Below are 17,689 nucleotides of genomic sequence, written 5' to 3'. Positions count from 1 at the left end.
TACGTCCTTCTTCTGTCCGCTTTGCCTAGACCACCTCACGTCAACTACTAGCCGCGAATCAAACTGGCAAATGCAAGGGTCGTAATCCATGGGAAAATCTGCCACGAACCACTTGCTGCGCCCGTTTAAGTAACGTGCAATGCCCACAAATTCCGGATTAGTACCTACCTCTGTATCTTCTAAGGCTACACCCAAAGCGTTTTGGCGGTTAAGGGTAGCAGCTTTGTTAAGCGCAGCGTTACCAAAGGTTAGTTTTATTTCCGCCAGTGGTAACTGTTTTGCAAATCCCCGACGGCAGTGAAGACTCTGAGCATGCTAGTGTAGCGGTTATAGAGAATCACTGTCGGATTGGTCGTTTTGGCGGGGTTACCCGCATCATCATAACCTAAATCTCTTCTAATCAACTCCCAACCATCCGCTGGATTATCAATTTTGCCCTGAAAACGGTCCATATTCGAGTTGAATGGCTGACGCCAAGGCAGTTCAATATAGTCTTGACCTACGCCCGGGAAAGGACTATTCAGTGTGTAGCGGCTGCCGTTGTAAGTAGTTGGCTGGTAATTACCATAATACCAATTAAAGGTATTGGGCTGCCCGCCAGGATTATTAGGGTTTGCTGGGTCGGTGCGCACACCAATTGGAGGGCAAGGTGCCGTTTGCCCAATGGCGGGATGTGGGAAGGATAGGGACGCAGCGAGCAGCCCCACCCCAAGAGGGTAGAAAAATTTCATTAACCAGAAAAGTGAAAGGTGAAAAAACCGGGACTTACCGGACGCGTTTGCCGAGAAATACTTTGTCGATGATGGTAGGGCTCACCTGGGTGCGGTACTCGATGCGAATGCTATCGCGGGTGGTTAAGTATCCCTTGGTGATGTTTAAGCCCGTGCATCCGCCTCTATTGGCTGTAATGCCGCGCCACGTCAGGCCGATTTCAACATAAGGAATTCGGCACCCTTTGGGCAGCCCTACCGCGTAGTTGCTTGGATCGGCCGCCGGGTTGTTGGGGAAGGAATAATTGGGGCCGGAGTAAATGCGTACCGTAAACGTGTCCTGCGGGGCGTCCGAATTACTTCCCTTAAACTTCCCATAAATTGGCGCCCGCGGGTCACGGATGGGCACCAGGGTCAGGACTTGGGTAAGTGTATCCACCCCGTCATCGTTTTTGAAGCACGCCGCGTTAGGTGGGCGCTTGGCAATTAGGCGGACGGGAATCGGTCCCAATGTTAGGTTGTCAAAGCGCACGGCGGTAGTACGCCCGGTGCGCTCGTCGATAGCGCCGATGCGCCATTGGTAGCTCGTGTAGGGCGCGCCCGGGCCCTGCAATGACACCGTCTGACCATTGTAAGCTGTGTCGGGTGTAGGCGTGCCGAAGGCTTCGACGAAGCTCACAGTCAAAGGGTTGGCCTTTTGACCCTGGCAGGGGTTGGGGGTGGAAGCTTGGTCGCGGCATGCGGGCAGGCCCATGGCTAGCGCTGCCGTTAAAAGCAATATGCCCGATTGCCGAATCGGGGCGACCAATCTCTTGATTTGCATGGGTAGAAGCAAAAGGATGAGAACGAAACAAATGTATTTGTCGCCTGACGTTAAAACAAGATAATTTATATATATATAATATTATTTTCTATTTGTTATGTATGTAAAGTATTTTTTAAGTTGTAGCCACTCTTTTCTGCAAAAGAGTGAGCCGCGCAGTGTAGGCCGTCCAAATTTTTTAATTCATTTCGAACAGTAGGAAAGACTCCAGTAAACACCTAGCTGGGATAACCAATCTAGATGTCTTTCAGCTTGACGTAACGGTAATACAGTCGCTCTAGGTATGACAACTCTATTTGAATACTTTTGGACGGATTGTCTCTATACTGGTCACTAAGCGGGGCTTCTCGCAAACTGGTACTACCGTACCTGCTCACATAGGAAGACGTACCCGTTGGTCACGCTGACCCGGCTGGCATCGGCCCCGGCCCCACCCTGTGTGGTGGAAAAGCCCACCACTCGGTAGCCGTTCTGCACTACGAAATTGATGATCGAAGTCGGCGACGCGGGCATAGGAACCTTTGCGTATTTTTTGTTCAGTTCTGCTTCGCTCAGGTTTGCCAAGCCCCGTCCGCCAGTGTCGAAGGCGGCTTGCAGGAATGAGGTGCCTGCTAGATTCCCCCACCAATTGATGGTTACCAGCACCATAGTGGGTGGTGGTGTGCTGGCCGAGACAGTTGAAGTGGGTATGGTCTGCGCTTGGGCAGGACAGAGCAGCAGGGACCATAGGATGGTACTTGCGAAAGCGATGACCCAGCGATATCGAACGAGAGGCATATGCAAGAGATAGAAGAAAGGTGAAATGAGAATTGTCTATCAAGGTATCCGACAGATATCTCTGTTAAGTATGATTAGGGCGCCTTCATGCGATGATACATGCGAATGCAGTCATGGGTAGTTTATCATCCCTCGGCGATGTCAAAACCGCTGAAGCTCTATTCGCACCCGTAAGGACACTACCGTAGCCGCACCCTCGCATTCGAGCGAGCGCTCGAAAATCATGTACAAAGGCACGTGCATTCCTAAATATAGTATTTTATAATAAATGGATACTTCTCGGTCAACGCATAAACAAGCGGGCCCGTGTGTGACATCAAATTAAATAACTTTTTTGGTGGAAGTTTATCCCACCGTATTTAAAAGAAGGGCGACTAATAGTAACACAGGTAACACAAGTAACACGGGTAATACTTCTACACTAGACACTACTAGCTGATTGGGTCCACGCAAGATTATATCTGATACGTCCCGTGCAGCTTGTGACTGGGCTAAGAAGGGGCTGCGTTAACTCATTTTGGCTTTCTTGAGTCCCAAGACGGTGAGCAGGAGCCCGCCGGGATTTTTATCGGCCTTGATTTTATCGGTTTTTAGCCGGTACATGAACTTGAACAGCTCGTTGAGCAGCTGCTTGTCGCCGAGGATGCGGCCGACCAGCTGGATGTCTTTTATGCCCAGGGTCTCGAGGTGACGACGGGCCATCAGTACCCGGGCCTGTTCCGGGGATTCCTCAAAGGGAATCGGCAGCTGTTTGGGCTGCTGCCGGGTGACGTAGAAGCGGACGGCGTGAAACGAGCGGCCCTGCTTGAGCAGGGTGTAGCCAATCTTGAGCTCGGTGTTCTCGTTGATTTGCCGGACGGCAATGTCGAGCACCTTGGCTTTCAGGTCGCTGATGCGCTGGAACTGCTCGGGCTCCTTGCCCTTGGCGTCCTTGAGCTTGAGCATGAGCTTAAATTCTTCTAGGTCGTAGGTCTTGGTCTCGCCGATGTCTTTCCACTGCGAGGCCAGCCTGGTAGATGCGCTTGGCGTACTTGCTCGATATCTTCAGGGCCGAGAAGAGCTGAAACGAGGTGAAGTTGTTCTTTAGCTCGAACAGGTAGGGCCGGATGTCTTCCGAGAGGCGGATGCGCAGGAAGCCCTGGCCTTTGACGTACTCCACCTTCTGGAACATCCAGAGCTGCACGTAGGCCTCGTCGTTCTCCACCTCGAACATGCGCGAGCCCATGGACTCGGTCGCTTCCTTGAGCTGCTTGTAGTGCCACTCCCGGCCCGTCATGGCCACGACCTCGTTCATATGAATCTGGTACTCCTGGTTCGGGGCGTCCTCGCGGCGGAGCTTGGAGAGCAGAAAGAACAGCAGGTCCAGCTGGCAGGCCGTGTAGTCGTAGCGGGCGGTGGTGATGGCATTGTGCTGCCGGACTTGCAGGGCGTCAGTCGATTCCATAGGGTAGCGGTAGGTCACAAATATAGGGCGCAGGACTTAAAAACTACCCTGGTTTTTCAAGGGCGTTTTTAACTGATAAAAAGTCGTAGTTCGCCAGGGAGGTGACTGATAAAAAGTCGTTTTTAACTGATAAAAAGTCGTTTTTAACTGATAAAAAGTCGTTTTTAACTGATAAAAAGTCGTTTTTAAGTGGCGTAACAGTCATTGTATCAACACGTTCTGAGCCCTGCAAATAGACAAATAAAGAAAAATACACAAGTTGTTGACTCGCGCGAGAGGAAAAAGCTTTTAAGAAAAGGGAAGAGGCGACGAAAAACAGCAAAAAAGGGAAGCGCACAAAAAGGTACAACGGCAAAATGGGATTGCACTTTTTTAATACTTAATTATACTTTAAATATTATTGGGCACTCTTTGGGGTTAGGACGCAATTCCCGGTACGGCCACTAGGTCCTAAGGTGCCTTTGCACTTAAGGCTTTGCTGCCTAACGCTGTCAATGCCGGCGGGTCGTGCGATGCGGTGAAAAACGACTTTTTATCAGTCATTCCCTGATTCCACGGCATGTTGCGGGCTCGTCTAGGCGCACGAAGCGTCTGGCAGCCGAAATCCTGGGGCTTTCACTGATAAAAAGTCGTTTTTCACGACGCCTTCCCCGACGAATCGGGTCGATGTGCCCCATGGGCTGCGCCTCGGTCTCAGGCGGCCGCCCTCATTGCAGCACGCGCTGCGCCTACCCAGCTAAAGATGATAGGTAGAACCACCACGCGCCTTCTACCCCCTGAAATGCAATTGCATTGTACATGTGTTTGGTTTATGACTACGCGCCTGATTCGGGTGGGCAACTCCCAGGGTATTGTGCTGCCCAAGAAGCTACTGCAGTAGTATCACCTCAGCAGTGGGGCCGACTTGCAGCCCACGCCCGAGGGGCTGCTCATCAAGCCGGTAGGGAAGCCCCGCCGCCAGGGCTGGGACGGGCGCTTTCAGCGGGCGCTGGCCCAAGGCCCGGTCCCGAAGGGCGTGTTGCTGGCAGGATTCGCCGGTGACGCCTTTGAGGACAGGGAATGGCGGTCGTAGGCGTGCAGCGCTTCGAAGTCCGGCTCACCAATCTGGACCTGACTCAAGGCAGCGAAGTCAACAGGACCCGTCCCTGCGTAGTGCTCTCGCCCGACGAGATGAACCGCCCCCTGCGCTTGGTCACCATTGCCGCGCTGACCAGCACCCGCCGGGATTACCCCTCCCGGGTTGACTGCACCTTTCAGGACAAGGAGGGCCAGGTCGCGCTCGACCACCTCCGATTGGTCGACAAAACGTGCTTGGTGCGCCGCCTGGAGATACTGCCCAGCGCCACCGCTCAGGAAATGTGTGACCGGCTGCAGGAATTGTTTCAGTACTACCGAAGGCCGGTCCCCGGCCTTCCAAACGCAGGCCCGATGGCAGACTTTGCGCACCTGATTCCCGGGGCACGGCCACGCTTTCCGCCGCCGAAGCGGCCGCTTAGGAGGAGCGCCGGTAGGGCTGCCTCAACGTGCTGGCGGCGCAAGCGGCGGAGGACCCCGACTACGAGCCGGATGCTTACCGCCTGGCCCTGCACCCGGGGGAGGTGACGGGGCGGCTCAGCAGTCAAGATGTCAGGGAGGCCCTTCGTGACCATTATGCCCAGTTACAAGCCGGCACCAGGCACCGGCTCCCCCATGAGCGGTTGGATGACCCATGGCGCGGGTACCACCAAGCGGGCGGAGGCTACGCCACGCACCTGCTCGGGGCGGTGTAAGATGCCTAGCGGGCGGGCTACGTCCCCCACCAGCCCCCGTCTACGGAACGCACCCACTCGGTCAGGAGCCCCTTGGGGCCCGCATCGCGCCCGGCTTCAGCAAAACGGAACGGACCACCCTGGTAAGCCAAGCGTAGGAAATGATAAGACGCCGGCAGTACCTCCGATATTCTGGAGAGCCCGCTCGCAATCCTCTGCTGGAGCCCGGCGCTTTTGAGCGGGAGGTGCTGGGCAGCTACGTGGCCCAGGAGATCAGTGCGAGCCAAGCCCAGCAGCTGCTAGCGACCCACGGGGAGAGTCGGCAGCACCATGACTCTTTCGGATTCTAAGGGGTACACAAATCGGATTATTTCGGGTTGCTTGTTTCTGCCCGGTATCAGCGCTTGGCTGCAACGACAAGGGCTGGACCGTTAGCGGAGGATGCCTAACGTCCCTATGCTTCCAGAATATCCCGTGGATGACCGCCGCTATTTAGCTCCTAGCCGTAACCTAGCCTCGTGCTTTTCCGTCTGTTCAACGGCCCCTAACGCGTTGAGTAGCCAGCCATGTTGTTGGCGGCAAAAACCTGCGGTTTATGCGCCACCAACGGCTGGCTTTGGCTCCTGTCGTCGCCAAAGTCCTACTCCCTGTCCTGTGCTATGGAAGCTTCCTTACCTGCCGAAGAGACCCCGCCCAAGCGAAAAGGCGGCCGGCCACGCAACCCCGTGGCCCGCCCGGACCGGGCCACGGTGCGCTTCACTAAAATTGAATACCTGGCGGTCAAGCGCCGGGCCCAGGCCGCGCGGCTGACGGTGGGGGACTACTGCCGCCAGGCGGTGCTGACGGGCCAGGTACTCCCGACACTGGACCCCGCCGCGCTTCCCGCGCTGCACGAGCCTGCGGGCCTTGGGCAACACGCTGAATCAGCTGGTGAAGAAGGCCCACGGGGTCGGGGTACGTAGCATCGCCCTCAAGGCCGATGGACTGCTGGATGCGTTGACCAAACTGTTGGCGTCGTGATCGGCAAGACAATTATCGGACGCAGCTTCGGGGGCTGCGTGGCCTATCAGTTCAAGAAGCTCGACCAGGGCAACGGCGAGGTGCTGCTGAGCCGGGGCGTGCGCGACTACGACGCGGAGGCCATGACCCAGGACTTCGAGCAGCAGCGCCGGCTCAACCCCGCGCTCGGGCGGGCCGTGTGGCACACGTCCATCTCTTTTCCGCCGGAAGAAAAGGAGCAGCTGACCAATGACAAAATGGCGGCAATTGCCCTGGACTACCTGAAAGGGATGGGCCTAGCCCAGGGGCAGTACGCGGTGATTCGCCACGACGACCGGCCGCACCCGCACTTCCACATCGTGGCCAACCGGGTGGCGGACGACGGGCACACGGTCGGGGACGGCCATAACTATTCACGCAGCGAAGCGCTGCTGCGCGAGCTGGAGCAGAAGTACGCGCTGACCCCGGTGCTGAGCCAGGAGAAGCGGCAGAGCCTGGCCAACGTGCCGGTGCACGAGCAGGTCCGCATCCGGCTGCGCGAGGCGGTGCAGGCGTGCGCCCAGCAGGCCCGGAGTCTGCCCGAGTTCACCCAAGGGGTGGAAGCGCGGGGCATCACCGTGCAGCTGCACCGCAACGCTGCCGGGCAGGCGACGGGCATCAGCTTCGAGCAGAATGGGCAGCGCTTCAAAGGAAGCCAGGCGGCGCGGCCGCTGTCCTTGGGCGGCCTGACCAAGACTTTTGAACAGCATAACCAACAGCAACAACCCCAACTTAACCAACCCGCAACCCCACGCTTGCGCTCATCCGACCACGGACTGGGCTATTAATCCTTTCCTTTTCTACCCTCTCTTCTATGAACAACGAGCTAATTGGTGAACTGCTGCAGGGCCTGACCGACGACGTGGCCAGCGTGAAAAAAGCCTGGCGGATCAGCAGCCCCCGGTGGATTACCGTCCGACCCTGGAAAAGCTGGCTACGATTGTGCTGGAAGTGCAGGAAGCGGCGGCGAAGCCCGCGCCCGTCCCCGAGAATGCGGCTCCTGCGGGAGTGGGCAAGGACTTGGAGCAGCAGCTGCGGCAGGCAGTCGCCGAAGAAGTGCGGCGCCACCACCCGGACCGGCCGCTCACGGAGCTGGTGCGGTACGGGGTGTGGGCGTTCATCGGCTTGCTGGTCGTGCTGTGCCTGAGCTTGTGGGGGTGGTGGAACGCGGCCACCGTGCGCGACCAGTACGAGCGCAGCGCGTGGTTGTGGCGGGAGACGATGCAGACCAATCCGGCTTATGCCGTGTCGGTGGGGGCGCGGTGGCGGCAGGACTCGGTGACGTTTCAAGAGCAAACGATCCGCCTTGAGGAGCGGGAGCGTCTGCTGGTGCAGGCGCAACGGAAACGGGCCGAGGCGTTGCAATTGGAAAAGCAAGCCAGTCACAAAAGAACCAAGTAACGCGGTTGCGCTAGGAGCCGACGGTATCAAGAGAGCTAAAGAGCCGCTGTGGGTGCAGTACATGCTCCACGGCCTGTATCAGCCTCGGCCGAACGCAGCTATTCTGCGGGGCAAAGAGAAGGAACACAGCTTCTTGAGAGAAGTGATTTTGGCGATCGGGCCCAAAGACTGGCCGCTGCTAGCCAGAAAAGCCCTACAGGAGCGATTTGGCATCAGTTGCGTGAAGCTGCGCAACTGTGTGCAAACCCATTTTTGAGATTTTCTAATGGCCATTCAAGATGCCTTTGGTGTATATGCCGGCTTCTTCTACTGGTCCCAAATGCCAGGGGCGGTGGGGATGATTACGGGCTCCTATTAAATGCCTTCGCTGGGTTGACAAGGCAGAGTGGGGGTGTGTGATTCCGGGTTGTAGGCTTTCGGCTTTATCGCCTTCATTGTTTAAACCCATAGCCTTGGTTAACCTTTTTCATTTGGTGAGACCTGGGATGCCACAGTCCAGTTTCCTACCGCTCAACTGCACCAAGAGTTGAAGGAGCTCTGTTTTAAGTCTTGCCAGCTACTAAACAGGCCCAGCAGATTCAGCGGCTACCTAGTGCCAGTGAGGGCGACCAGAAGGGGCTAGCAAGGTCGTCCCCTTACGGGCAAGTATACAGATCCAGCGCCCGAAGCCTAACCGAGAGCAGGAGTGAGGCTAGCAGGCAGAATAATGGGTTGAAGGGAAAACAGTACTATAGTTAAGACTATAGTATCTATTGATAATATAAGTAATTAATTATATTAAATATATAACCTGAACGGAGGTAAAATATTTTGTTTCGTTCTCAACCCATTAGCTCGGCACTGTGCATGAAAGTGCGGATGAGCCTTGCAAACCCTGTTAATCAGTGCCTTACTTGCGTCACTAGCCTCCCTTGTAGCGGCTAACCTGTTGTTTCACCCGTTCTGTGCCTCCACCACGGACGGGGACGCTGCCCAACCCTCCCGGTTGCTGGTGCCCGGTCCCCACGGGGGCCAGGGCCGCCAACGTCAGCGGGTGCTGCGCCGGTTTCCGGCCCGGTCCCGTGAGTTTCTACCCGTTGCCCTTTCCGGCCGGTGTTCCGCACGGCCGCTCCATTTCCTCTTTTTCACGCCTCGGTGCTGGCGGCCCCTGCTTGCGCGTCTTCGCGCAAGGGGACCCCGTCATGCTTTTCCTTCGGCTCTTTCGGTTCGTGTATGATTTCATCTTCTATCCCTTCATTGCCCAAGCTTTAGGATAGCCTTGCATGTTAAACACGCCGTCAACCCATTGGGGCTGTTTACTCTCGTGCCTGGGAAGGTGCGTTGGTCTTGTCCTACCGGCACGAGCATGGCGGATACTGCTACTCCGGCCAGCCGCTGCTGGCGAAAGCATCCCTTGACATGAACGGATTGCGGCTTGGCAGGCGGGTAAGATGTGCCCTTTTTACCGCAAAAAGGTCCATTTGCTTACTCCATTTGCCTATTAGAGAGCGAAGCAGCCTCAGAATTCGCCCTCGCCTTGTGATGCTGGCGGGATATAAGACAACGGAGCAAATACCTACTACATAATTTTTGATGCATGACTTATCGTTTCAGACGGGCGCTTCTGGCATTGAGTATTGGCTGCCTTCTCACCCCCGCGCTGCGGGCACAAACTCAGCTGGCAGCGGAACGAAAATTAATTCCTCCCGCTCCCGTTACGGCTCCCATTGGCACCTTCGGCAGCTTACCGGTGGACCTGAATGCCGGGGCCGTCTCGGTGAGCGTGCCGCTCGTGGAAATCAAGAGCCCGCAACTGACGCTGCCGCTGGCCCTGAGCTACCGCACCACCGGGGTGCGGGTGGAAGAAATGGCCTCGTGGGTGGGGCTGGGGTGGTCGTTCAACCCGGGCGGGTTGATGACGCGGACCGTAAAGGGATTGCCGGATGAAACCCCCAACTCCGGATACTTTGACGCGTGGCCCGTCTGGCATGCGGCGGATTCCATTGCCCGGGCGCAGCCTACTTCCAGCACCGCACGTGCAGACAAAAAGCTCCGCGACGGGCAAGCCGCGAACGGCACACTGGACATTGAACCCGACCTATACAGCATCTCGATAGCAGGGCAAAGCGTGACGATGACGCTGGACTCTCACCACCGTCCTTTTTAAATCCCCACCAGAATTGGGTGGTCGGCGGCAGCGCGTCCGGTGGCTGGGAGGTGAAGCTGGCGGACGGAACGACGTACTCCTTCGACGCTCCCGAGACCACGGAGGCGCTTGGGCTAACCCCTGGGACCACCACAAGTTTTCACTCGGCGTGGCACCTTACGCAAATTACCTCCGCCGACGGCAAGGACCAGATCAGTCTCTTCTATAGACTCAATAACACCAGCCAACAGGTCCCCAGCAGCAAGGTCAATCGGGTCAAGCTGTACCAAGTTCCTTACAGCACAGATCCCGGCTCTCCCTATTACTGTGCCCAAGATCCCCCTTTTAGCCAAGGGGAAGGCTCCGTTCCCAGCAGCTACACCACTCAGACCCTGCAGGAAATTCGCACGGCGACGATGAAGGTGGTGTTCAACAGCGACATGAACCGCCTCGACGTCGCGCTGCCCCTGGACGTTCCGGCCCCCGTGCTGCGCAGCATCGACGTCACGGGGCTTACCGCTTCGAAGGCCGCACGTCGTTACGAATTGCAGTACGGCTACTTTAATGGGGGAGCCGGGCGCGCCTCACGCTTGCGCTTGGATGCGGTGCAGGAAATGGGGAAGCCCCCTATCGGTTCGAGTACCACCACACCCCGCTGCCGAGTCGGGACAGCTACGCCCAAGACCACTGGGGGTATTTCAACGGCGCGCCCAATAGTTCGTTGGTGCCGCAATTGCCGCTGTCCTACCTGAGTTCCAACTTGTTCGTCTTGAATCCTTATGCCTCCGCCAACCGGGCCAGCAACCGGGATTATGCACAAGCCGGCAGCTTGGTTTCGATTCAATACCCTACGGGAGGCCGCACGTTTTTTGAATACGAATCAAATGTGGTAACCGAACTCCGCCAGACCAATTCCGATCCCGACCCGGCCCAGATGCAATTGGTGGCTTCGGCCAGCGGCGGGGCCATGGATTCGCTTTCGGAGATTGTTTACTATCAATTTTTTCCGGGCGGCTATCAAGGCATTGGCACGGCTTCGGTCAGTGCCACCTATGTCGAACTCCCCAAAGGGGCCACGGGCGTCAGCGTTAACCAAGACATCTACTTAAGCAACAACCCATCAGGTGGGACGCCGCGCACGTATTTCTACCGTCTTCAAGAAGGCGTGCCCGCACCCGGAGGGTTTGATACCCGAACCCAGCTGTATCCCCCGACCCCCTACAACGGCACCCCGAATACGCTGGACCCCGGTAATTACCTGCTCGTGGCGCTTTCCTATTCGCCCGACGACCGCGCGACGCTCCTGGTCAAGCTGCGGAATTTGGCCCTGGTGCCCGATCCCTACTTCGACCGCGTCGTGGGCGGTTTGCGCGTCCGCCGGATGATTGATTACGCGCGCTCGGGGGACAGCCTGACCACGACCTACGGGTATACGCGGTACGACAGCGTTCAACAGCGGCATTTTTCGACCGGCAAGCTCTTTTTGAGCCCCGATACTTGCGGATGACGCTTTGCGGGGACGCGGTGTTAGCGGCTGGCGACAGTCGCCTCATCAACGCCGGGCAGGACGGCTACCACATTGGCTATGAGCAAGTCTCCGTTACCCGCCGCGGTACGGCGACCGGTCAAACAACGTACACGTATCTCAACGAACAGGATAGCAACCGGCGCAACTTGCTGGTTTCCGAGCTCTACCAAAACGACCAAGGGCGGCCCGTGAAACGAGTCGATCATGCCTACCTGGGCGTGATCACGGCCCAGCAACAACAGTTCAAGGTGACGTTATCAGGCTATACCGTGGCCCCGTGCGGACGAACGGATTGTGCCGAGTACTATACCATAGGGATGACATTTACGAAACGGATAATGCACTCTACACCAGTGTGTTTTCGCCCCGCGTTTCCAGCCGGGAGCGCCTGTATGGGCGCGGTGCGGCTGCCTTCACGGACGTATCTACCAGATGGGGATACGGCAAGACCAAGGCCGGCAGTTGGCACACGGACCCTTCCTGGGCCAGCAAAGGGCTGTCGGATCAGTCGTTTTTAATCACGCACACGCGGTTTGCCTCCGACTACGATGCCGCGCAGGCAAGCAGCCCGGTGGCCCTGGCCATTCAAGGGCTTCAGGACCGAAACGTCGTGGACGCGGTGGTGGAACAGCAGCAATGGCGGCGGCGAGGGCTTGATTCTACCTTGGTGAGCAGCCAGCTGACCCACTATTATGCCGACGGGCACCCGCAGCGGCTGTGGCAGGCCCGGGTGTCGGCTCCTCAACCCTTCACCTCGGCGGCCATCGGCAGCAACGGCACGTGGCTCCAAGATGCGCGCTACGAGGAAACGTTAGCGTTCGATGGCTACGATGCCAAAGGCAACTTGCTCCAGCAACACCGCCCCCAGGGCCTGCCCAGTGCCTACGGGTGGGGCTACGGGGGCACGAAGCCGATTGCCTATGCCCTGAATGCCGCCGCCAGTCAATTGGCGTGCACCAGCTTTGAGGCGGGCGAGTTACGTCCGTGGGTGGCGACGGGCACGGGCGGGGCCTTCGTGACGACCGAGGGATACACCGGCACCGCCAGTTACCGGCTGGGCTCGGCCAGTGGATTGCAATCAGGGCCCTTAACGGCGGCGACCTACGCGGTTTCGTGCTGGGCAAGACAAGGAACGGAGGTGCCCAAAGCCAATGGGCAACCCTTGACCTACGCCGGTGTCGAAGCCAATGGCTGGCGGTTGTACGCAACGCAGGTGGCCATTGCAGCCGGTGGCCAAATCACCGTGTCGGGCGCTGGGGTGGTGGATGAACTACGCGTCTTCCCGGTGGGGGCCCAAGTGACCACCTATACCCACGATCCGTTGGACGGCACGACTTCTCAAACGGACCCGCAGAATCGCACTGTGTTTTTTGAGTACGACGCGCTGGGCCGCCTCGTGCGCACCCGCGACGAGCAGGGGCGCATCCTCTCGCAGCAGCAATACCACTACGCCGGGCAGTAAGCGCGTTCGCGCACGGCCTTGCCTCCCCACTCCCGAGCTTTTCACCAGTCCGTTATGTCCCACCTCTCCTCGCTGCGAGGCGTGTTACGCCGCGCCCTGTTCTTTGTTTTCTGGCTCGGTGCCGGCGCTTACGGGGTCCGGGCCCAGGGCGTGCCCCGGGCGAGGGCCTGGTGGCCGACTCGACCGAGCTGCGCGTGCTGCGCCATTTCTACGCCGCCACGGGCGGGCCGGCCTGGACCACGCGCACCAACTGGCTTACGGGCACCACCCTGGCCGAGGCCGGCACCTGGGCGGGTGTGACCGTCAGTGGCGGCGACGTCACCGGTTTGGTCAGCGGCAACAATAACCTGCAGGGCACGCTGCCCGCCGCCCTGGGCCAGCTCCGGGGCCTGACCGTGCTCGAGTGCTACACCGCCCCCGGGCTCACCGGCGCGATCCCCCGGCCCTGGGCCAGCTGGCCCGGCTGCAACGCCTGGTCTTCTCCTTCACCGGCCTGACCGGGCCCATCCCCGCCGAACTCGGCCAGCTCGGCAGCCTGACCTACCTCTCGCTGTATTCCAGCAAGCTCTCGGCCCGATTCCGCCCGAACTCGGCAACCTGGGCCAGTTGCAGAGCCTGTACCTGGGCAACCACTACAACATCCCGCTCGGGCAGGGCAACGCCTACACCGGGGGCATTCCCGCCGCGCTGGGCAACCTGGCCAACCTGACCACCTTCGAGCCTGAGCGTGACCCTGATCGGGGGCCCCATCCCCGCCGCGCTGGGCAACCTGACCAGCCTGACGTTCCTCGAGCTCGACGGCGACCAGCTCACCGGCGCCGTGCCGGCCGCGCTTACGCAGCTGCCCAAGCTCACGGCCCTGTACCTGAACGCCAACCGCCTGACCCGGCTGCCGGCCTGGCCCGCGGGGTCGGCCACGGCGGCCCTGCGCTTGTACGCCCACAACAACGTATTCGACTTCGGCAGCCTCGAGCCCCAGTTCGAGGGCGCCGGCGACCCGCGCCAACTCGGGCTCAACTACGCCCCGCAAACCGCCCCGGCCGGCACGGACACGGTGCGCGCCCTGCCGGGGCAGGCGCTCACGCTGCGCCGCCCGCTCGGCGGCACGCGCACGCATTACCAGTGGCAGCGCCGGCAGGCCGGCGCCTGGCAGGACGTGGCCGGCGCGGCCGACTCGCTCTACGCCGTGGCCGCGGCCAGCGCCGCCGACTCGGGCGCCTACCGGGTGCGGGCCACCAACGACTGGGTCACCAACCTGACCCTGACCAGCAAGCCCCTGTACCTGGCCCTCGGCGCCGGCCCGGTGGGGCCCCGCAACCGGCCCGACGAGACGAACCCCGGCCTGGCGTTGGCTCCCTTGCGGGCCGGTGCGGACTCGGCGGCCAGCGCCCCGGCGGACGTCAACTTCGTGCGCACCTGGGTGCCGCGCGTGCCCCTGCTGCCCGTGGCCGCGCCCCCTGCCGCCCGCGCCCACCCAGGTGATTTTGCGCGAGGAGTGGGCCAACGTGCCCGGTGGGGCCCTGGCCGACGTGCCCGTGCACCTGGCGCCGACCGGCACGGCTTATCTCAACCAGCTCGAAGCCCCGGCCGCTTCGGGCTTCAACTACGCCGCCCGCGTGCGCGGCTACCTCGTCGCGCCCCTGACGGGGGCCTACACCTTCTGGATCGTGGGCGACGACGCCGCCGAGCTCTACCTGAGCCCCGACCAGGACCCGGCCCACAAGGTCCTGATTGCTTCCTGCCTGGACTACACCTCCTCCGCCCACGACTTCGACCGCTACCCCGCCCAGCGCTCGGCCACCATCCAGTTGCTGGCTAATCAGCGCTACTACGTCGAGGCCCGGCACAAGCAAAGCTGGGGCCCGGGCTACCTGGCCGTGGCCTGGACCCTGCCCACCGGCGCCCGCCAGGAACCTATCCCGGCCACGGCGCTTGAGCCGCTGCTGGACGCGCCCGCCGACGCGGCGCCCACGTGGCCGGTCAGCGCCGCCGCCCGCACCACGCAGTACCTCGACGGGCTGGGCCGGCCGGTGCAGACCGTGCAGCACGAGGCCTCCCCGAGCCTGCGGGACCTGGTCCAGCCGCAGGCCTACGACGCGCTCGGCCGCGAACCCCGCCAGTACCTGCCCTACGCCGCCGACGTCACCGCCACCCCGGCCAACGCCGTGGGGCCGGCCGGCTTCCGCTACCGGGCCCTGACCGAGCAGGCCGCCTTCTACCGCAGCACGGGCGTGCCGGGCGGCGGGCAGGGACCGCCCGACCCCGACTTTGCGGGTCGGGGCGTGGCCCGCACGGGCCGGGCCTACGCCGAGACGCAGTTCGAGGCCTCGCCCTGAACCGGGTGCTGGCGCAAGGGGCGCCCGGCGAATCCTGGCAGCTGGGTACGGGCCACGCCGTCGGTCGCAGCGAGCGGCCCAACACGGACGAGGACTCGGTGCTCTGGTTCCGGCCCGGCTACGATCCGGCGGTGTTCGACCCGGGCTACCAGGGCGTGTACCCGGCCGGGGAGCTCTGGGGGATGGAAGTCGCCGACGAGAGCGACCACCATTACCGCACGATCGAGTGGAAAGACAAGCAGGGCCAGGTCGTGCTCCGGCAAGTCGAGGCCGCCCGCCCGGGCACGGGTTCCTCAGCAACCAGCCGTTGGCTGCGCACGGCCTACGCCTACGACGACTTCGGCCGCCTGCAGTACGTGCTCCCACCCGAAGCCGCCAAGCGCGTGCTGGCCACCGGCGTGCTGCCGGCCCCGCTGCCGGCGGCGGCCGCACCCTTCGTGTTCCGCTACCGCTACGACGGGCGTGGCCGGCAGATTGCCAAGCAGGTGCCGGGCACCGACGGCGAGACCGTCGTGGTCTACGACGCGCTGGACCGGCCGGTGCTCAGCCAGGACGCGCAGCAGCGCCTCCGGAAGGAGTGGAGCTGGACCAAGTACGACGCGCTGGGCCGCGTCGTGCTCACCGGCCTGGTCACGCGCGCCGACGGGGCGAGCCCGACCATCTTGCAGGCCGGGGCTGACGCCGACACGACCGCAGCCCGCCAGTACGAGCAGCGCACGGCCAATGCCGGCGCCTACCCCCAGTTCTACACCACGGATCGGGCCTACCCGCGCCTGGGCCAGGCGGGATTCGGCGCCGGGCTCGTGCTGGGCGTGAGCTACTACGACGACTACAACTTCAACTTCGACGCCCAGGGTACGGCCGATGCCGCCTATAACGCGGACACGAACTTCGCCTTTCCCGCCGGCACGGCCCCGTGGCCGACGCCCGCACCACGGGCCTGGTCACGCGCACCCGCGCGCGGCTACTGCACCGCCCGGCCGGGGACCCGGGGGCAAACTGGCTCACGACGACGACCTTTTACGACGCACGCGCCCGCCCCGTGCAGGTGCAAACCACCAACGCCCGCAACCGCGAAGGCCTGGTCACCACCCACCTGGACTGGACGGGCCAGCCGCTGCAGCGCGTGACCCTGCACCGCGGCCCGGACTACGAGCCGCTCATGGTGCAGGACTTCTTCGCCTACGACCACACGGGCCGGCTGCGCGCCACCCGCCAGCAGGTGGGCGCCGAAACCAGCCCGTGCTGCTGGCGCGGCGGCGCTACAACGAGGTGGGGCAGCTCGTGGTCGACCTCGCTGGCCACCGGGGCGCTGGCCCAGGCCGTGGACTACGCCTACAACCCGCGCGGCTGGCTCACGGGCCTCAACAACCCCCACGCGCCCGATCCGGCCGACTTGTTTAACCTGAGTTTGCACTACGAGCGCGGCTTCACCCGGGGCTACGAGCAGTACAGCGGCAACCTGACGGGCCAGACCTGGCGCGGCCGGGACGGTGCAGCGCGCCTACGGCTACGCCTACGACCCGCTCAACCGTTTACTGCGGGGCGACTTCGTGGCGGGCCGGCGCCTTGGCCCCGACGCCCGGGGCCTGGAACGCGGAGGAGGACCGCCTGCCTGCTTTGGGCTGGGCTACGACGACAACGGCAACATTGGGCACCTGCAGCGCCGGGGCCTGCTGGCGCCGGCCACCCGCACGGCGCCGGCCCGGTTCGGGGCGGTGGACCAGCTCGCCTACACCTATCAGGGCAACCGGCTGCAGGCCGTCGACGACCAAATCACGGGCAACCAGCTCCCGCGCCCCACGGGTTATAATGGAGCACCGGCCTCGCGGGCCGGAGACTTCCAGGAACAAGGCGTGAAGCTGGGGCAGGAGTACAGCTACGATGCGAGCGGCAACCTCACGGCCGACAAGAACAAGGGCATTACCCGCATCTTGTACAACCACCTGAACCTGCCCCGGCAGGTCAAGTTCGGCGCCGGGGCCGACAGCGTGGTGTTTCGCTACGCCGCCGACGGGCAGAAAGTGGCCAAGCTCGTCTACCAGACCGGCAAGCCCACGCCGCAACGCACCGACTACCTGGCTGGCTTCAGTACGAGGCCGACTCGCTCCGGTTCTTCGCCCACGCCGCCGGGCGCGTGCTGCGCCGCACCCGCGCGACCCGGCCGGGCAGGTGCGCACGGTCACGACCCGCGAGTACACGGTGTCGGACCATTTGGGCAACCTGCGCCTGGCCTACCGTCCCGGCCAGCGCCTCACGTATAAGACGTCGCTGAACCTCGGGGACGCCGACCAGCA

Annotated in this window: 19 protein-coding genes; 13 read left to right on the top strand and 6 right to left on the bottom strand. The window is 61.5% G+C overall.

All coding sequences use genetic code 11. The features are described from left to right. Window positions 1-254: 254 nt before the first annotated feature. The 6 genes from ACFQT0_RS26195 to ACFQT0_RS26170 form a co-directional block, all read right to left on the bottom strand. Window positions 255-731 (bottom strand): hypothetical protein, encoded by a 477-nt coding sequence (locus ACFQT0_RS26195; protein ID WP_380206208.1) that lies wholly within the window; start codon window positions 729-731, stop codon window positions 255-257. A 34-nt stretch (window positions 732-765) separates the two neighbouring features. Then, window positions 766-1,389: a hypothetical protein gene (locus ACFQT0_RS26190; RefSeq protein WP_380206207.1), complete on the bottom strand. Its 624-nt coding sequence runs from the start codon at window positions 1,387-1,389 to the stop codon at window positions 766-768. A gap of 504 nt (window positions 1,390-1,893) precedes the next feature. Next, the gene (locus ACFQT0_RS26185; RefSeq protein ID WP_380206206.1) at window positions 1,894-2,181 is read right to left on the bottom strand and encodes a hypothetical protein; all 288 of its coding nucleotides are present in this window, start codon (window positions 2,179-2,181) and stop codon (window positions 1,894-1,896) included. A gap of 636 nt (window positions 2,182-2,817) precedes the next feature. Then, window positions 2,818-3,255, bottom strand: a complete 438-nt coding sequence (locus ACFQT0_RS26180) for a hypothetical protein (RefSeq protein ID WP_380206205.1) — start codon at window positions 3,253-3,255, stop codon at window positions 2,818-2,820. Between the two features lie 4 nt (window positions 3,256-3,259). Further along, window positions 3,260-3,754 carry a replication initiation protein gene (locus tag ACFQT0_RS26175; RefSeq protein ID WP_380206204.1) on the bottom strand — a complete coding sequence of 165 codons (495 nt, stop codon included), beginning with the start codon at window positions 3,752-3,754 and terminating at the stop codon, window positions 3,260-3,262. Window positions 3,755-3,797: 43 nt separating this feature from the next. Next, window positions 3,798-4,091 carry a hypothetical protein gene (locus tag ACFQT0_RS26170; RefSeq protein ID WP_380206203.1) on the bottom strand — a complete coding sequence of 98 codons (294 nt, stop codon included), beginning with the start codon at window positions 4,089-4,091 and terminating at the stop codon, window positions 3,798-3,800. A gap of 722 nt (window positions 4,092-4,813) precedes the next feature. On the opposite strand from ACFQT0_RS26170, the gene ACFQT0_RS26165 reads away from it, so the two are divergent. The 13 genes from ACFQT0_RS26165 to ACFQT0_RS26105 all read left to right on the top strand — a co-directional run bounded on the left by ACFQT0_RS26165 (window position 4,814) and on the right by ACFQT0_RS26105 (window position 17,656). Continuing rightward, window positions 4,814-5,356 carry a type II toxin-antitoxin system PemK/MazF family toxin gene (locus tag ACFQT0_RS26165; protein ID WP_380206202.1) on the top strand — a complete coding sequence of 181 codons (543 nt, stop codon included), beginning with the start codon at window positions 4,814-4,816 and terminating at the stop codon, window positions 5,354-5,356. 805 nt (window positions 5,357-6,161) lie between these two features. After that, complete coding sequence (locus ACFQT0_RS26160) at window positions 6,162-6,464, top strand: plasmid mobilization protein (RefSeq protein WP_380206201.1); 303 nt, start codon at window positions 6,162-6,164, stop codon at window positions 6,462-6,464. 96 nt (window positions 6,465-6,560) lie between these two features. Further along, window positions 6,561-7,328: a relaxase/mobilization nuclease domain-containing protein gene (locus ACFQT0_RS26155; protein ID WP_380206200.1), complete on the top strand. Its 768-nt coding sequence runs from the start codon at window positions 6,561-6,563 to the stop codon at window positions 7,326-7,328. A 115-nt stretch (window positions 7,329-7,443) separates the two neighbouring features. Beyond that, complete coding sequence (locus tag ACFQT0_RS26150; RefSeq protein WP_380206199.1) at window positions 7,444-7,941, top strand: hypothetical protein; 498 nt, start codon at window positions 7,444-7,446, stop codon at window positions 7,939-7,941. 1,729 nt (window positions 7,942-9,670) lie between these two features. Continuing rightward, window positions 9,671-10,087 (top strand): hypothetical protein, encoded by a 417-nt coding sequence (locus ACFQT0_RS26145; protein ID WP_380206198.1) that lies wholly within the window; start codon window positions 9,671-9,673, stop codon window positions 10,085-10,087. A 17-nt stretch (window positions 10,088-10,104) separates the two neighbouring features. Beyond that, window positions 10,105-10,818, top strand: a complete 714-nt coding sequence (locus ACFQT0_RS26140) for a hypothetical protein (protein ID WP_380206197.1) — start codon at window positions 10,105-10,107, stop codon at window positions 10,816-10,818. Beyond that, window positions 10,788-11,573 (top strand): hypothetical protein, encoded by a 786-nt coding sequence (locus ACFQT0_RS26135; protein WP_380206196.1) that lies wholly within the window; start codon window positions 10,788-10,790, stop codon window positions 11,571-11,573. The genes ACFQT0_RS26140 and ACFQT0_RS26135 overlap by 31 nt, the downstream gene beginning before the upstream one ends. Before the next feature lie 376 nt (window positions 11,574-11,949). Beyond that, window positions 11,950-13,056 (top strand): RHS repeat domain-containing protein, encoded by a 1,107-nt coding sequence (locus ACFQT0_RS26130; RefSeq protein ID WP_380206195.1) that lies wholly within the window; start codon window positions 11,950-11,952, stop codon window positions 13,054-13,056. Between the two features lie 170 nt (window positions 13,057-13,226). Further along, on the top strand, window positions 13,227-13,553 hold the full coding sequence (locus ACFQT0_RS26125) for a hypothetical protein (protein WP_380206194.1): 327 nt from the start codon (window positions 13,227-13,229) through the stop codon (window positions 13,551-13,553). 870 nt (window positions 13,554-14,423) lie between these two features. Continuing rightward, window positions 14,424-15,392 carry a DUF6443 domain-containing protein gene (locus tag ACFQT0_RS26120; protein WP_380206193.1) on the top strand — a complete coding sequence of 323 codons (969 nt, stop codon included), beginning with the start codon at window positions 14,424-14,426 and terminating at the stop codon, window positions 15,390-15,392. 5 nt (window positions 15,393-15,397) lie between these two features. Beyond that, window positions 15,398-16,522 (top strand): hypothetical protein, encoded by a 1,125-nt coding sequence (locus ACFQT0_RS26115; RefSeq protein WP_380206192.1) that lies wholly within the window; start codon window positions 15,398-15,400, stop codon window positions 16,520-16,522. Next, the gene (locus ACFQT0_RS26110; protein WP_380206191.1) at window positions 16,441-17,205 is read left to right on the top strand and encodes a hypothetical protein; all 765 of its coding nucleotides are present in this window, start codon (window positions 16,441-16,443) and stop codon (window positions 17,203-17,205) included. Before ACFQT0_RS26115 ends, ACFQT0_RS26110 begins: the two co-directional genes overlap by 82 nt. Continuing rightward, window positions 17,111-17,656 carry a hypothetical protein gene (locus tag ACFQT0_RS26105; RefSeq protein WP_380206190.1) on the top strand — a complete coding sequence of 182 codons (546 nt, stop codon included), beginning with the start codon at window positions 17,111-17,113 and terminating at the stop codon, window positions 17,654-17,656. Before ACFQT0_RS26110 ends, ACFQT0_RS26105 begins: the two co-directional genes overlap by 95 nt. Window positions 17,657-17,689: the final 33 nt, after the last annotated feature.

Origin of the sequence: Hymenobacter humi (genome assembly GCF_042665855.1) — a bacterium.
In the GTDB taxonomy this organism is placed as follows: domain Bacteria; phylum Bacteroidota; class Bacteroidia; order Cytophagales; family Hymenobacteraceae; genus Hymenobacter; species Hymenobacter humi.
This window is presented reverse-complemented; position numbering and strand designations above follow the sequence as displayed.

Coding starts and splice junctions, on each gene's coding strand:
- ACFQT0_RS26175 (WP_380206204.1), bottom strand. CDS start 3,754: ATGGAATCGACTGACGCCCTGCAAGTCCGGCAGCACAATGCCATCACC.
- ACFQT0_RS26195 (WP_380206208.1), bottom strand. CDS start 731: ATGAAATTTTTCTACCCTCTTGGGGTGGGGCTGCTCGCTGCGTCCCTA.
- ACFQT0_RS26165 (WP_380206202.1), top strand. CDS start 4,814: ATGGCGGTCGTAGGCGTGCAGCGCTTCGAAGTCCGGCTCACCAATCTG.
- ACFQT0_RS26180 (WP_380206205.1), bottom strand. CDS start 3,255: ATGCTCAAGCTCAAGGACGCCAAGGGCAAGGAGCCCGAGCAGTTCCAG.
- ACFQT0_RS26160 (WP_380206201.1), top strand. CDS start 6,162: ATGGAAGCTTCCTTACCTGCCGAAGAGACCCCGCCCAAGCGAAAAGGC.
- ACFQT0_RS26185 (WP_380206206.1), bottom strand. CDS start 2,181: ATGGTGCTGGTAACCATCAATTGGTGGGGGAATCTAGCAGGCACCTCA.